Source organism: Marichromatium gracile, assembly GCF_004343155.1.
GTDB lineage: Bacteria > Pseudomonadota > Gammaproteobacteria > Chromatiales > Chromatiaceae > Marichromatium > Marichromatium gracile.
The window spans coordinates 1-14091 of sequence record NZ_SMDC01000011.1; the positions used below are offsets into that span (position 1 = coordinate 1).

Sequence of the window (14091 nt, forward strand, 5' to 3'; positions counted from 1 at the left end):
ACATCTGTTTCGGCGTGTTCAAGAACCGTCGTCCCTACCAGCCCGATTACGCTTCCGCGGCTTGACGGGAAAGACGGTATCTTTGCGGTTCAATCTCCTGGCCGCTGGCCGCTGGCCGCTGGCCGCTGGCCGCTGGCCGCTGGTCGCTGGTCGAATGCCTTCACCTCGCGGGGCGCTTTGCGCTTCAATCCAGGCCTTGCCCGGTGCGTCCCGCGCCGGGTGCTCGTTCACTCGTACAAGGAAACCGAACTCATGCACGATCGATCCCGTACCGGCGCCTCGGGTGCCATTGTCTTGATGTTGGTCCTGGCGCTGGGGGCCTCGGCGGCCTGGGGGCAGGCGCCCTCGGCGGCGCTCTGGGGCTATGGGGTCAAGCCCTGTGGCGAGTTCCTGGCGGTGGCGCCCGGGGCAGCGGCACCGACGGCGCTGGCCGACCCCGAGTATCTGCACTATCGCGAGTGGTTCGCCGGGCTGATCTCGGGGCTGAACCTTGCCACCGGCGGTGACGTGCTGCATGGCGCCGCGCTGGATGCGGCGCTGGCGCGGGTACAGGCCTATTGCGAGGCCGATCCCAGACAGGACTTCTTCAACGCCGCGCTGCGCCTGCTGCGCACTCTTCAAAAGGGTCAGCAATCTGACGGCTGAGTTCGGTCGTCACGAAATGGTCATATCGCGTTCATGGAACGTGCATCGCCGCCGACCACAATACGGCGCTGCCATTCAACGCCCACTGGGAGCTTTCCATGAACAAGACGCTCGTCGCCGCGGCCGTCACCCTTGCCGCGGCCTCCCTGTCGTCACAGGCCATGGCCCGCGACTCCATCTATATCGTCGGGTCCTCGACCGTGTTCCCCTTCTCGACCGCGGTGGCCGAGACCTTCGGTCGCAATACCGACTTTGCCACCCCCAAGGTCGAGTCGACCGGTTCCGGGGGCGGGCTGAAGCTGTTCTGCGCCGGTGTCGGCGTCGATCACCCCGACATCACCAACGCCTCGCGGCGGATGAAGGCCTCTGAGTTCGAGCGCTGCCAGGAGGCCGGCGTCGAGGACATCACCGAGGTCAAGATCGGCTACGACGGTATCGCCCTGGCCAACTCCCGCGAGGCCGATCAGTTCGATCTGTCGCTGCGCGACATCTGGCTGGCCCTGGCCAAGGACGTGCCCAACGAGGCCGGCGAGCTGATCCCCAACCCCTACCAGACCTGGAACGAGGTCAACCCGGATCTGCCCGAGGTCGCCATCGAGGTGCTGGGTCCGCCCCCGACCTCCGGGACCCGTGACGCCTTCGTCGAGTTGGCGATGGAGGGCGGCTGCAAGACCTACGACTTCATCAAGGCGATGAAGAAAGAGGACAAGTCCAAGTACAAGGCGGTCTGTCACGGCATCCGTGAGGACGGCGCCTATGTCGAGGCCGGCGAGAACGACAACCTGATCGTGCAGAAGCTGGTCGCCAACCCCGATGCGATCGGCATCTTCGGCTTCAGCTTCCTCGACCAGAACGCCGACCAGGTGCAGGGCTCCAAGGTCGACGGCGTCGAGCCGACCTTCGAGAGCATCGCCGATGGCGACTACCCGGTCTCGCGTTCGCTCTTTTTCTACGTCAAGAACGCGCACGTCGGCACCATTCCCGGCATCGAGGAGTTCGTCGCCGAGTTCACCGGCGAGCAGGCCTGGGGCCCCGAGGGTTATCTGGTCGACAAGGGCCTGATCCCGCTGCCCGACGCTATGCGCGCCGAGGTTGCCAGCGCCGCTCAGTCGTTCGCGCCGATGTCCCGGCCCTGAGTCGAGTCCTGAGCATCGCGACCAGGGATGGTCGCCCGTCCTGAATCGGCGCCCCGCGGGGCGCTGATCGTCGTTCGTCTAGCCTGCCGGGAACCCAATGCAAGACTGGATCCTTCTCCTCGTGCTGCTCGCGGTCATGACCGCGGCCTATCATCTCGGACGTCGCCGCGCGGTCATCGGCGCCGGTGGTCCGTCGCAGGTCCACCGCCTGCATTCGCTGCCCGCCTACTACGGTCTCTATGCCGCGCTCTGGGCGGGGCTGCCGGCGCTGTTGCTGCTGGCGCTGTGGGTCGGTCTGCAGGACCAACTGGTGCTGATGCTGCTGCAGGCGCAGCTGCCCGAGGAGATGACCGCCGGGCTCTCCGAGGGACGGCTCGGGCTGCTGGTCAACGACATCAGGAATCTCGCCTCGGGGGCGATGCTCTCGACCGAGATCACCCCGGAGTTGCAGGCCGCCGCCGATCAGTACGCCCGACTCGACCAGCTGGGACAGTGGTCGATGTGGACCGCGGTGCTGGCCCTGGCGCTGACCGGCGGCTGGGTCGCCTGGGGACGCACGCATCCAGGGTTCAAGGCGCGCAACCAGGTCGAGACCATGGTGATGGCGATCATGGTGTTGTTCTCCTCGATTGCCATCCTCACCACCCTGGGGATCGTGCTCTCGGTGCTGTTCGAGTCGCTGCGCTTCTTCTCCATGGTCTCGCCGCTGGAGTTCTTCCTCGGCACCCTGTGGAGCCCGCAGACGGCGCTGCGTGCCGATCAGGTCGGCGCCAGCGGGGCCTTCGGCGCGGTGCCGCTGTTCACCGGGACGCTGATGGTCTCGGCGATCGCCATGCTGGTCGCCGTCCCCATCGGACTGCTCTCGGCGATCTATCTCTCCGAATACGCGCCACGACGTCTGCGCGCCGTGGCCAAGCCGGTGCTGGAGGTGCTGGCCGGGATTCCCACGGTGGTCTACGGCTTCTTCGCCGCGCTCACCGTCGCCCCCTTCATCCGCGAGCTGGGCCAGTCGGTCGGGCTCGATGTCGCCTCCGAGAGCGCGCTCGCCGCCGGGTTGGTGATGGGGGTGATGATCATCCCCTTCGTCTCCTCGCTCTCCGAAGACGTGATCAACGCGGTGCCGCAGTCGCTGCGCGACGGCTCCTACGCGCTCGGCGCGACCGAGTCCGAGACCATCAAGCGGGTGATCATCCCGGCGGCGCTGCCGGGCATCGTCGGCGGCGTCCTGCTCGCCGTCTCGCGCGCCATCGGCGAGACCATGATCGTGGTGATGGCCGCGGGGCTGGCAGCCAATCTCACCGCCAATCCGCTCGACAGCGTCACCACGGTCACGGTGCAGATCGTCACCCTGCTCACCGGCGACCAGGAGTTCGACAGCGCCAAGACGCTTGCTGCCTTCGCCCTCGGTCTGACGCTGTTCGCCGTGACCCTGGTGCTCAACGTCGTCGCCCTTCACATCGTGCGCAAATACCGTGAGCAATATGACTGATCAGACCCCGGCGAGCGCGCCGAACCAGCGCACCATCGATGCCGTCAACACCAGCCTCAAGCGTCGCCGCGCCAAGGAGCGCCGCTTCCGTCGTCTCGGCGCTGCGGCGGTGGCCCTGGGCCTGCTGTTCGTGGCGCTGCTGTTCACCGACATCATCGCCAAGGGCCATACCGCCTTCCAGCAGACCTATATCAAGCTGCCGGTCGCGCTCGAGCGCGCGCAGATCGACCCCGAGGGCAGCGGCTCGGCCGAGGTCATCGCCCGCGCCAACTATCTCGGCATCATCCGCGCTGCGCTGCGCGAGCACTTCCCCGAGGTCACGGCCCGGCGCGACAAGCGCGCGCTCTATCAGATGGTGAGCGTCGGCGCGCCGCAGCTGCTGCGTGACCGGGTACTCGCCGATCCGGCGCTGATCGGCACCACCGCCGAGGTCTGGCTGCTCGCCGACGACGACATCGACATGGTGGTCAAGGGCTATATCGATCGCGACCTGCCCGAGTCCGAGCGTCGGGTCAAGGATCGCACCCTCGGCTGGATCGAGCGGCTGGAGGCCGAGGGGCGCATCGCCAAGCGCTTCAACACCATCTTCTTCACCAATGGCACCTCGCGCGAGCCCGAGCTTGCCGGCATCGCCGGGGCGCTTGCCGGGTCCTTCTACACCCTGGCGTTGACGCTGCTGCTGTCCTTCCCGATCGGCGTGGGCGCGGCCATCTATCTCGAGGAGTTCGCGCCGAAGAACCGCTGGACCGATGTGATCGAGGTCAACATCAACAACCTCGCGGCGGTGCCCTCGATCGTCTTCGGTCTGCTCGGGTTGGCGGTGTTCATCGGCATCTTCGGGGTGCCGCGCTCGACCCCGCTGGTGGCGGCGCTGGTGCTGACCCTGATGACCCTGCCGACGATCATCATCTCCAGCCGCGCGGCGCTGAAGTCGGTGCCGCCCTCGATCCGCGAGGCCGCGCTCGGCGTCGGTGCCTCGCCGCTGCAGACCCAGTTCCATCACGTGCTGCCGCTGGCGCTGCCGGGCATGCTCACCGGCGCCATCATCGGTATGGCCCAGGCGCTCGGCGAGACCGCGCCGCTGCTGATGATCGGCATGATCGCCTTCATCGTCGACGTGCCCGCCGGGTTCACCGATCCGGCGACCGTGCTGCCGGTGCAGATCTTCCTCTGGGCCGACAGCCCGGAGCGCGGCTTCGTCGAGCGCACCTCGGCCGCGATCATGGTGCTGCTCGCCTTCCTGATCCTGATGAACCTCGCCGCGGTGTTGCTGCGTCGCCGGTTCGAGCGGCGCTGGTGAGCCGGTGCCCTGTCCTGAGTTTTCCCCGAGGCTAGACCCGCTATGATTACCACGGTAGAAGAGATCCAACGGAGCACCACCGCGATGCGCTCGGGCGAGCTGGCGCGCTCGCAAGAATCGCGCGAGACCGTCGGCGATTACAGCGTGCCCGATGCGCGCATGCGCTGTCGCGACGTCGAGGTGTGGTACGGTGACAAGCGTGCCATCCACGGCGTCAGCCTCGACCTGGGACGCAACGAGGTGCTCTCGATGATCGGTCCCTCGGGTTGCGGCAAGTCGACCTTCCTGCGCTGTCTCAACCGCATGAACGACACCATCGACGGCTGTCGGGTCAGCGGCTCGATCCAGCTCGACGGTGAGGAGATCTACGATCGCGCGCTCGACCCGGTGCCGCTGCGCGCGCGCGTCGGCATGGTCTTTCAGAAGCCCAACCCATTTCCCAAGTCGATCTACGAGAACGTCGCCTACGGGCCGCGCATCCACGGCCTGACCAACAACAAGACCGAACTCGATGCCCTGGTCGAGACCAGTCTGCGCAAGGCCGGGCTGTGGGACGAGGTCAAGGACCGGCTCGATGCCCCCGGCACCGGGCTCTCCGGCGGTCAGCAGCAGCGTCTGTGCATCGCCCGCACCATCGCCGTCTCCCCCGAGGTGATCCTGATGGACGAGCCCTGCTCGGCGCTCGACCCCATCGCCACGGCGATCATCGAGGAGCTGATCGACGAGCTGCGCGCCAACTACTCGATCGCCATCGTCACCCACTCGATGCAGCAGGCCGCGCGCGTCTCCCAGCGCACCGCCTACTTCCACCTCGGCGACCTGATCGAGGTCGGCGAGACCAATCAGATCTTCACCAACCCCCAGCACCGCTTGACCGAGGACTACATCACCGGGCGCTTCGGCTGATCCGGCAGGGCAGGGACGCATCCAGCCCCTCGCCCCGGTGTCCGCGTGGGCGCCGGGATCGCTTCCCCCGTCCGCTCGCACCACCATGAGGCCCCAGATGACAGAGCCGACCACCCAGGCCCCCGCGGACCTCGCCCGCGGCCATACCGTCAGCCGCTATGACCAGGAGCTGGCCAAGCTGCGCGGCATCATCCTCGAGATGGGCGAGCACGTGGTCGAGCAGATCCAGGGGGCGGTCTCGGCGCTGGTCTCGCACGAGGGGAGTCAGGCGTTCCGGGTGCTCGACCGCGAGCCGCAGATCGACTTCCTCGCGCTCGACGCCGACGAGGAGGTGTTCCGGGTGATCGCGCGGCGTCAGCCCACGGCGATCGATCTGCGTATCGTGCTGGCGCTCTCGAAGATCGCCGGTGACGTCGAGCGCGCCGGCGACAAGGCCGCCCGCATCGCCCGTCAGACGATCGAACTCGATGCCCTCGGGCGTGGTGAGGAGCTGCTCAGCGCCAGGCTGCGCGAGGCGCTGGGCGCGCTCGACGCCTGCGCCTGCTGCATGTTCGAGCACAGTATCAATGGGGTTGCTCGCTTCGATGTGCGCGTTGCGCTCGATGTCTTCGAGCGCGAGCCGGCGCTCTACGAGGCCTCGCACGCGGTGCGCGCGCTGCTCGGCGACGAGGGGCAGGAGGGGTTGAGCGCGCGCCAGACCGTCTGCGTGCTCACCTGCGCCCACGCGCTCGAACGTATCGGCAACCATGCCGCCAACGTTGCCGAGCAGGTGATCTATGTCGCCGAGGGTCAGGACGTGCGCTTTCGCAATCGCGAGATCCTGATCGAGACCTTGCGTCATCGGATGCTGTAGCAGGCCGCCTGATTGTGCCGGATCAGGCGATGTCGGTTTTGCTCAGTGACACCATTGTTTTTGCCATCTGCCACCCAGACAATGGTGGGCGGGCCGGGACGCGCCGGCGGTGTCGACGCGCCGTCCGACCACTGCACTCACTGCGAAACAGGGGAGTAAGCATTCATGTCGAGTGAAGGCTATCACGAGCCCATCGATGAGCTGAGCGACGAGACCCGCGACATGCACCGGGCCATCGTCTCGCTGATGGAGGAGCTGGAGGCGGTCGACTGGTACAACCAGCGTGTCGACGCCTGCAAGGACGACGAGCTGCGGGCGATCCTTGCCCACAATCGCGACGAGGAGAAGGAGCACGCGGCCATGGTGCTGGAGTGGATCCGTCGCCGCGATCCGACCTTCGACAAGGAACTCAAGGACTATCTGTTCACCGAGAAGCAGATCGCCCACCACTGATCCGGTCCCGGCCAGTGGTCGGGAGGATCGAGCCGGCGAGGCGCCTTGGTGCCGACTGGTTCAATGAAGACGCCCCTGGCGATCACGCCAGGGGCGTCTTCATATTCGCCCTTGCGCTGGCATCGGGCGTGTCCCGGGGCCATCTCCACCGACATGAAGAGGTCGCGAGCGAAGGCGGGCCGGGTCTGTGCTCGCCCGTTGCCGGTGGCGCCAGCACCGCCGTCAGCGCGCCATCTGCGCGCCTACCCTCGATTGACGGCTGACGGCTGACGGCTGACGGCTGACGGCTTGACGGCTGCGCGCTACTTCTCGCGCGGATAGGGCCAGGCGAGGATACCGCCCTCGAGCACCTTGACGTTGCGGAAGCCGTTGGCCTTGAGCGCCGCGGCGGCCTCATAGCCACGCATCGAGACCTTGCAGTAGAGGATGATCTCCTGCGACTTGTCCGCGGGCAGCTCGTCGAGCCGTGAGCGCAGCGCGCCGACCGGGATCAGGTGCTCGCCGATGCCGAGGCGCTCCTCCTCGTACTCCTGCGGGGTGCGGGTGTCGATGATGAAGCACTCGGCACCGCTGTCGACACGCTGCTTGAGTTCGGCGGCCGAGAGCCCCTGCATGAGCCCCTTGAGCTTGTTCTCGAGCACGTGTGCCGAGACGATCACATGATCGAGCGCGAGCGAGTAGGGCGGGGCATAGGGCAGGTCGGCGTTGGCCAGCTCCTCGATACCGAGTCCGCCGCGGATGGCCATCGCCACGGTCGCCACGCGCTTGCTCGCATCCCCCGGACCGATGCACTGGAAGCCGAGGATGCGACCGCTGGCGCGCTCGGCCACCATCTGGCTGATCAGCACCTTGCCGCCCATGTAGCCGGGGATGTCGAGCCCGGAGATGGTCACCGTCTCGATGTCGTTGATGCCACTGGCGCGGGCCTGCTCGGCGTTGAGTCCGGTAAAGCCGATGGTGTAGTCGAACACCTTGCAGATACCGGTGTGGGTGATGCCGGGGAAGCGGGCGCTGTCGGGCTCGATCAGGTTCTGGCCGATCACCCGACCCTGGAGGTTGGCCAGGTCGCCGTAGGGCGCGCGCACCGCCTCGCCGGTGATCAGCGAACGGCACTCGACACAGTCGCCGGCGGCGTAGATGTCGGGGTCGGAGGTCTGCATCCGCTCGTTGACCCTGATGCCGCCGAGCGCGCCGATCTCCAGTCCCGCGGCCTCGGCCAGGGCGACGTTGGGGCGTACCCCGACGGCGACCACCGCCAGCTCGCAGGGCAGCTCGGTGCCGTTGTCGAGCTTGACCCCGGCGAGCTTGCCGTCCTCGCCGAGGAAGGCGGCCACGCCATTGCCGGTGATGATATCGGCGCCCTGGCGGCGCACCTCGTTCTCGACCAGGTGGGCGAGCTGGCGATCGAGGAAGGGCAGGATCGAGTCGGTCTTCTCGATCACCGTGGTCTGGATCCCGGCCAGGTGCAACGCCTCGCACACCTCGAAGCCGATCAGCCCGCCGCCGACGATCACCGCCTTGCGCACCTTGCCGGCATCGCGGATGGCGCGCAGCGCATCGGCGTCACCGAGCGACTGCAGGGTGTGGATGCCCTCGAGCTCGGTCCCCGGCACCGGCGGGCGCAGCGGGGTGGCGCCGGTGGCGATCACCAGCCGGTCGTAGGAGAGGGTGCGGCTCTCGCCGCTCGGCAGGTGGGTGCAGGTGACGGTCTTGGCGGCGCGGTCGATGTGCGTCGCCTCGGTCTCGACCAGCGCCTCGATCGCCTTGGCCTTCTGGAAGAAGTTGGGATCGCGGACGATGCCCGCCGGGGTGCAGATGAGCTGGTTGCGGTCGTCGAAGACCCCGCCGACATAGTAGGGGAAGCCGCAGGAGGCCATCGACAGGTCGGCCTCCTTCTGGATCAGGGTGATGGCGGCGTGCTCGTCGAGACGGCGGGCCTTGGCCGCGGCCTTGGGGCCGGCGGCCGAGCCGCCGATGACCACGATCTTGAGCGGTTGCGAGGGCATTGTCGGATCCTTCGGAAGGTAGGTGGTGGAACGCGTTCGCGTCGGTGCGCGAGAGGCGGGGGAGTGTGCCCGCAGGTCACCGGGATCGACGTGACGAATCGCAATCGGTTCCCGCTGACCCGGCGGCGGGCTGACTCAGGTCATCAGATTCTTGTCCCTGAGTCGCCACTGGAAGTGACTGAGCAGGCGTGAGCGCACCTTCTTCTCCTTGTGCTTGGCGGCGGCGGCGAGGCGCTTCTCGGCGACCCCGGCGAGGATCTCCTGCGCCCCCTTGGTGTTGTCGTCGGGTGGCGTGCGCTGGGTGTAGTTGCCGTTGGCGTCCATGTCCCAGGCGGTGCGCGAGTCGGCGAGTTGGACGTCGAGGATCAGCCGCAGCTCCTGGCGCAGCTCGGGGTCGTCGACCGGGGCGTGGACCTCGACCCGGCTGTCGAGGTTGCGGCGCATCATGTCGGCCGAGCCGATGAAGTACTCCTCCTCGCCGTCGTTGTGGAAGTAGATGATGCGCGCGTGTTCGAGAAAACGCCCGACGATCGAGACCACCCGCGCGCGCGCGCTGACGCCCGGCAGTCCGGGACGGAAGCGGCAGGTGTCGCGGATGATCAGGTCGACCTGCACCCCGGCGCGGCTGGCCTTGTAGAGTGCGCGGGTGATCTCGGGGTCTTCCAGCGCGTTCATCTTCATCTGGATCAGCCCGTTGCCGGCACGCTGGTGGTGGCGGATCTCGCGGTTGATCTTGTCGACGAGCACGCGCTTGAGGGTATAGGGCGCGGCGAGGATCTTGCGGTAGCTCGGCGGTGGCGAGTAGCCGGTGAGATAGTTGAACAGCTCGGTGAGATCCTGACCGATCTCCTCGTCACAGCCGAGCATGCCCAGATCGGTATAGAGCTTGGCGGTGCCGGGGTGATAGTTGCCGGTGCCGACATGGTAGTAGCGACGCAGCTGCGAGTAGTCGCGACGCACCACGAAGATCAGCTTGCTGTGGGTCTTGAGTCCCATGACGCCATAGTTGACGTGGATGCCCTCGCCCTCGAGCCGGCGTGCCCACTGGATGTTGGCCGCCTCGTCGAAGCGTGCCTTGAGCTCGACCAGCACCGCCACCTGCTTGCCGTTGCGCGCGGCCTTGATCAGCGAGTCGAGGATGGCCCCGGCGGAGGTGCGATAGAGGGTCATCTTGATCGCCAGCACCTTGGGGTCCTCGGCGGCGGTGCGCAGGAAGCGCTCGACCGAGGTGCTGAAGGGCTGATAGGGGTGCTGGAGCAGGATCGGCCCGTTCTCGCGGATGATGTGGAAGATGTTGCGCCGGTCGTTGGCGAGCAGCGGGTGGTCGACCGGACGGTGCGGGCGATCGTGGAGTTCGGGGCGGTCGAGCGCGGCGATCTCGAAGAGGTCGCGCAGCGCCATCATGCCCTCGATCTCGAAGACGTCGGCGACCTCGTCGAGCCCCAGCTCGGCGGCGAGCATGCCGCGCTGGATCGGTTGCATGCCGGGGTCGATCTCGAGCCGCACGATGGGGGCGAAGTGACGCTCGCGCAGCTCGGTCTCGATCATCTCCAGCAGGTCGTTGGCGGCCTCGGCGTCGGGCTCGACGATGGCGTTGCGAGTGACCCGGAACAGCGCGCAGGAGTCGATCTCCATGCCCGGGAAGAGCATGTCGAGGTTGTTGACGATGAGGTCTTCGAGGGTGACGAAGGTGGTGCTGGCGTCGATCGCGATCAGTCGCTTGGAGACGTCCTTGTTCACCGGCACCTTGACCCGCGCCATGTAGACCTCGCCGCCGCCGGGGAAGCGCAGCGTCACCAGCAGGTTGAGGGTGAGGTTGGAGATGAACGGGAAGGGGTGGGCCGGGTCCACCGCCAGCGGCGTGAGCATCGGGAAGATGTTGGCGCGGAAGTGTTCGCGAAGCCGCTCGCGGGTGTCCGCGGCGAGCGCGTCGTAACGCACGATGCGGATGTCGTGTCCGGCCAGCTCCGTCATCAGGGTGTCGTGGATGCGCTTGATGTCTGCCTCGAAGGCGCGCACCGCCGCCTGACACTCCCGCAGCTGCTCGCTCGGGGTGCGCCCGTCGATGCTGGGGGTGTGTACACCGGCGGCGATCTGCTGCTTGAGCCCGCCGATGCGCTTCATGAAGAACTCGTCGAGGTTGTTGCTGGCAATTGCCAGGAACTTGACGCGCTCGAGCAGCGGGGTACGTGGGTCCTCGGCCTCGTGCAGCACCCGGCGGTTGAACGACAGCCAGGTGAACTCGCGATTGAGATACAGGGCGGGATCGTCGAGATCGACCTCTTCGTGGATCGCCGGTGGCGGCTCGCCGATCGTCTCGATCGGGATCTCGGCCTCGACGGCCTGCGGATCTGCGCTGGTGCTCATTGCGTGTTCCCTGGCGATGCGACGTGAATCATGGAATCCAATCCCCCATTTTATCGCGAAAGTCCATGACCGTTGGGTTACAGCCCCCTGCGCCGACATTCGGGTATACAATCGCGCCATGCAGCACAGCGATCCCGACGACCTCTTCGACCGCGCAGAGATGCCGGTCGCTCCCTTTGAATTCAATGCCGATGTCGCCCGTGTCTTCCCCGACATGGTGCGCCGCTCGGTGCCCGGCTATGCCGATCTGGTCGCGCTCTGCGGGCTGGTGGCGCGGCGCGTGGCGCGGCCCGGCACCCGTTGCTACGACCTCGGCTGTTCGCTCGGCGCGGTCAGTCTGGCGATGCTCGCCCGTACCCCGTCCGGGGTCGGGATCGTCGCCGTCGACAATGCCCAAGCGATGGTCGACGGACTCGCGCGCCGGCTCGCCGAGGTGCCCGGGGGCGAGCGGGTCAGGGTGTGCTGTGCCGACGTGCGCGAGGTCGAGATCGTCGACGCCTCGGTGGTGGCGCTCAACCTCACCCTGCAGTTCCTGCCGCCAGAGGAGCGTGCCGGGCTGCTCGCGCGTATCCGTGCCGGGATGGTCCCGGGCGGGGTGCTGGTGCTGGCCGAGAAGGTGCGCCTCGACGATGCCGCCGAGGCCGCCTTCGTCACCGCACTGCACGAGGACTTCAAGCGCGCCAACGGCTACAGCGAGCTGGCGATCGCCGGCAAGCGTGCCGCGCTCGAGCGGGTGCTGGTGCCGGAACGCGCCGAGATCCACGAGCAGCGCTTGCGCGAGGTCGGCTTCACCCGCGTCACCCGACTCTATCAACATCTCAACTTCGTCGCCTGGGCCGCATGGACCTGACCCCCTTCGCCCCCTTTCTCGATCATCTCGCCGAGACCCCGCTGGCGCCCTGGCGCACTGCGCTGGCCGAGCGGGTCGCGCAGCGTCTCGGGCGCGCTGCCCACGGCGATCTGCCGCGCTGGGAGGCGGCGCTGGCGCAACTCCCCGAGCTGCCGCCGGGCGAGACGCTGCTGGACGCCGCCCGCGTCGGGCTCGATGGCGCGACCCTCATGCCCGAGCAGCGCGCCGCACTGCGCGAGGCGTTGATGGCCCTTCATCCGTGGCGCAAGGGCCCCTACAGCCTGCACGGTCTGCACATCGACACCGAGTGGCGCTCGGACTGGAAGTGGGATCGGCTGGTCGATGCCATCTCGCCGCTCGAGGGGCGGCTGGTGCTCGATGTCGGTTGCGGCAACGGTTATCACGGCTGGCGGATGCTCGGCGCCGGTGCCCGGCTGGTGCTGGGGATCGACCCCACCCAGCTGTTCGTGATGCAGTTCCAGGCGATCAACCGCTATCTCGGCAGCGAGCGGCTGAGCGTGCTGCCGCTCGGCATCGAGCACCTGCCCGCGCACCTGACCGGTTTCGACACCCTGTTCTCGATGGGGGTGCTCTACCATCGTCGCTCGCCGATCGATCACCTGGTCGATCTGCGCCGGCTGCTGCGTCCGGGGGGCGAGCTGGTGCTCGAGACCCTGGTGCTCGAAGGGGAGGATCAGCAGGTGCTGGTGCCGCCGGGGCGCTATGCGGCGATGCGCAACGTCTGGTTCATCCCCACGGTGGCCGCGCTGCGGGTGTGGGTGGCGCGCTGTGGCTTCGACCACATCCGCGTCGCCGACGTCAGTCCGACCACGATCGAGGAGCAGCGCGCCACCGACTGGATGCACTTCCAGTCGCTCCCGGACCAACTCGACCCGGACGACCCGACCCTGACCCGGGAGGGCCACCCGGCGCCGGTGCGCGCGGTGCTGGTGGCGCGCCGCGCCGCTTGACGATGCTGCCTTCGGCCCGCTGGGGTCGTTGGTTCTCATGGAGGACGAGGATGTCGATCCCCGAGGTGGTGACGGCGCAGTGGCGTCATGATTTCGCTGCTCACGGTGTCCCGATGGCGGTACTGCCGGACGGGTGTCGCGACCTGATCTGCGTCCAGGCGCGAGGGTTCGCGCCGCGCTGGATGGTGACGCCGCTGTTCGATCGCGCACACCTGCCGCGTCTGATATGTGCCGAGACGCGCATGGTCGGCTATCGACTGCATCCCGATGTCCGGCTCGATCAGGGCGCCTTGCTCGGTGCGGTGGCCGGACGCGACCCCGCCGATCGCATGGCGGTGGAGGCGGCGCTCGCGGCGCATGCGTGCCGCGATCCCGCGCTCGCCGATGCGCTCGCCTGTCTCGCCGATGCGCCGCGTCCGCTCGCCCAGAGCGCGCGGCAGTGCGGCCTGAGCCTGCGCAGCCTGCAGCGGCTCGTCGGCGAGCGCAGTGGCCGCCCGCCGGTCTTCTGGCATCAGCTCGCGCGCATCCGCCGCGCCGGGCGGATGCTCGACGGCGAGCGGCCGCTGGCCGAGGTGGCGTTGTGCGCCGGGTTTGCCGACCAGGCGCATCTGAGCCGGGCGTGTCGTCGCTGGTTCGGGCTCTCGCCGGCACGGCTGGCGCGTGCCCCCGAGCTGCGTTGGCAACTCGGGCAGCCGGGCTACGACGGCATGGCGACCGGCGAGCAGAGTTCGACCAGATAGCCGTCGGGGGTCCGGACATAGGCCGTCGTCTGCCCCCAGGACTCCTCTCGCGGTTCCTGGACCACCACGGCCCCGGCGGTGCACGCGCGCTCCAGGGTCGCGGCGACGTCGGTGGTCTCGATGGCGATCTCGAACACCGGCGCGTTCGGCTCCGGGGTGCCCGGCATCTTGCCGAGCTGGCGCATCAGTGCCCGCGAGGAGAAGGCGAGCCGGGTTTCGCCGGTGTCGAGTTCGCCATAGTCGCCGCCCTCGTCGACGAAGCCGGAGTCGAACCCGAAGGCGTCGTGGAAGAAGGCGAGGCTGCGGGCGACGTCCTCGACGTAGAGGATGGTGTATGCAAAGCGCATGGTGGCGATCTCCCTGGTGACGATGGAG

13 protein-coding genes are annotated in these 14091 nt (G+C 67.8%); 10 read left to right on the plus strand and 3 right to left on the minus strand.

Translation table 11 applies throughout. From position 1 onward, the window contains the following. The first annotated feature begins 252 nt into the window (after nucleotides 1–252). The 7 genes from EDC29_RS13720 to EDC29_RS13750 all read left to right on the plus strand — a co-directional run bounded on the left by EDC29_RS13720 (nucleotide 253) and on the right by EDC29_RS13750 (nucleotide 6782). Nucleotides 253–645: a hypothetical protein gene (locus EDC29_RS13720; protein WP_123142364.1), complete on the plus strand. Its 393-nt coding sequence runs from the start codon at nucleotides 253–255 to the stop codon at nucleotides 643–645. 98 nt (nucleotides 646–743) lie between these two features. Then, nucleotides 744–1781, plus strand: coding sequence for a PstS family phosphate ABC transporter substrate-binding protein (locus EDC29_RS13725; RefSeq protein ID WP_132230349.1), 1038 nt, complete (start codon nucleotides 744–746; stop codon nucleotides 1779–1781). Nucleotides 1782–1878: 97 nt separating this feature from the next. Then, the gene (gene pstC / locus EDC29_RS13730) at nucleotides 1879–3270 is read left to right on the plus strand and encodes a phosphate ABC transporter permease subunit PstC (protein ID WP_132230351.1); all 1392 of its coding nucleotides are present in this window, start codon (nucleotides 1879–1881) and stop codon (nucleotides 3268–3270) included. Continuing rightward, the gene (pstA, locus tag EDC29_RS13735) at nucleotides 3263–4570 is read left to right on the plus strand and encodes a phosphate ABC transporter permease PstA (protein WP_132230353.1); all 1308 of its coding nucleotides are present in this window, start codon (nucleotides 3263–3265) and stop codon (nucleotides 4568–4570) included. Before pstC ends, pstA begins: the two co-directional genes overlap by 8 nt. Before the next feature lie 42 nt (nucleotides 4571–4612). Further along, on the plus strand, nucleotides 4613–5476 hold the full coding sequence (gene pstB / locus EDC29_RS13740) for a phosphate ABC transporter ATP-binding protein PstB (RefSeq protein WP_062274156.1): 864 nt from the start codon (nucleotides 4613–4615) through the stop codon (nucleotides 5474–5476). A 97-nt stretch (nucleotides 5477–5573) separates the two neighbouring features. Then, entirely contained in the window at nucleotides 5574–6329 is a 756-nt protein-coding gene (phoU, locus tag EDC29_RS13745; RefSeq protein WP_132230355.1) for a phosphate signaling complex protein PhoU, read from the plus strand. A 165-nt stretch (nucleotides 6330–6494) separates the two neighbouring features. Next, nucleotides 6495–6782 (plus strand): encapsulin-associated ferritin-like protein, encoded by a 288-nt coding sequence (locus EDC29_RS13750; RefSeq protein ID WP_123139891.1) that lies wholly within the window; start codon nucleotides 6495–6497, stop codon nucleotides 6780–6782. A 302-nt stretch (nucleotides 6783–7084) separates the two neighbouring features. Here EDC29_RS13750 and EDC29_RS13755 read toward each other — a convergent pair whose 3' ends face one another. After that, the gene (locus EDC29_RS13755; RefSeq protein ID WP_132230357.1) at nucleotides 7085–8788 is read right to left on the minus strand and encodes an FAD-dependent oxidoreductase; all 1704 of its coding nucleotides are present in this window, start codon (nucleotides 8786–8788) and stop codon (nucleotides 7085–7087) included. A gap of 135 nt (nucleotides 8789–8923) precedes the next feature. Then, nucleotides 8924–11155 (minus strand): polyphosphate kinase 1, encoded by a 2232-nt coding sequence (ppk1, locus tag EDC29_RS13760; protein WP_132230359.1) that lies wholly within the window; start codon nucleotides 11153–11155, stop codon nucleotides 8924–8926. 118 nt (nucleotides 11156–11273) lie between these two features. Between ppk1 and cmoA the strand changes: the two genes are divergently transcribed. Genes cmoA through EDC29_RS13775 form a run of 3 tightly spaced genes read left to right on the plus strand, consistent with a single transcriptional unit; the run spans nucleotide 11274 to nucleotide 13716 of the window. Beyond that, the gene (gene cmoA / locus EDC29_RS13765; RefSeq protein WP_132230361.1) at nucleotides 11274–12005 is read left to right on the plus strand and encodes a carboxy-S-adenosyl-L-methionine synthase CmoA; all 732 of its coding nucleotides are present in this window, start codon (nucleotides 11274–11276) and stop codon (nucleotides 12003–12005) included. Continuing rightward, on the plus strand, nucleotides 11996–12976 hold the full coding sequence (gene cmoB / locus EDC29_RS13770) for a tRNA 5-methoxyuridine(34)/uridine 5-oxyacetic acid(34) synthase CmoB (protein ID WP_132230363.1): 981 nt from the start codon (nucleotides 11996–11998) through the stop codon (nucleotides 12974–12976). Before cmoA ends, cmoB begins: the two co-directional genes overlap by 10 nt. 50 nt (nucleotides 12977–13026) lie before the next feature. Continuing rightward, complete coding sequence (locus EDC29_RS13775) at nucleotides 13027–13716, plus strand: helix-turn-helix domain-containing protein (RefSeq protein ID WP_165913534.1); 690 nt, start codon at nucleotides 13027–13029, stop codon at nucleotides 13714–13716. Here EDC29_RS13775 and EDC29_RS13780 read toward each other — a convergent pair. Further along, nucleotides 13674–14063 (minus strand): VOC family protein, encoded by a 390-nt coding sequence (locus tag EDC29_RS13780; RefSeq protein ID WP_123139885.1) that lies wholly within the window; start codon nucleotides 14061–14063, stop codon nucleotides 13674–13676. The genes EDC29_RS13775 and EDC29_RS13780 overlap by 43 nt on opposite strands. Nucleotides 14064–14091 lie beyond the last annotated feature (28 nt).

Bases quoted from the DNA above. Each gene is read 5' to 3' on its own strand.
- pstA (WP_132230353.1), top strand. From the start codon at position 3,263: ATGACTGATCAGACCCCGGCGAGCGCGCCGAACCAGCGCACCATCGAT.
- pstB (WP_062274156.1), top strand. From the start codon at position 4,613: ATGATTACCACGGTAGAAGAGATCCAACGGAGCACCACCGCGATGCGC.
- phoU (WP_132230355.1), top strand. From the start codon at position 5,574: ATGACAGAGCCGACCACCCAGGCCCCCGCGGACCTCGCCCGCGGCCAT.
- EDC29_RS13775 (WP_165913534.1), top strand. From the start codon at position 13,027: ATGTCGATCCCCGAGGTGGTGACGGCGCAGTGGCGTCATGATTTCGCT.
- EDC29_RS13755 (WP_132230357.1), bottom strand. From the start codon at position 8,788: ATGCCCTCGCAACCGCTCAAGATCGTGGTCATCGGCGGCTCGGCCGCC.
- cmoB (WP_132230363.1), top strand. From the start codon at position 11,996: ATGGACCTGACCCCCTTCGCCCCCTTTCTCGATCATCTCGCCGAGACC.
- EDC29_RS13780 (WP_123139885.1), bottom strand. From the start codon at position 14,063: ATGCGCTTTGCATACACCATCCTCTACGTCGAGGACGTCGCCCGCAGC.
- ppk1 (WP_132230359.1), bottom strand. From the start codon at position 11,155: ATGAGCACCAGCGCAGATCCGCAGGCCGTCGAGGCCGAGATCCCGATC.
- cmoA (WP_132230361.1), top strand. From the start codon at position 11,274: ATGCAGCACAGCGATCCCGACGACCTCTTCGACCGCGCAGAGATGCCG.
- pstC (WP_132230351.1), top strand. From the start codon at position 1,879: ATGCAAGACTGGATCCTTCTCCTCGTGCTGCTCGCGGTCATGACCGCG.
- EDC29_RS13725 (WP_132230349.1), top strand. From the start codon at position 744: ATGAACAAGACGCTCGTCGCCGCGGCCGTCACCCTTGCCGCGGCCTCC.
- EDC29_RS13750 (WP_123139891.1), top strand. From the start codon at position 6,495: ATGTCGAGTGAAGGCTATCACGAGCCCATCGATGAGCTGAGCGACGAG.
- EDC29_RS13720 (WP_123142364.1), top strand. From the start codon at position 253: ATGCACGATCGATCCCGTACCGGCGCCTCGGGTGCCATTGTCTTGATG.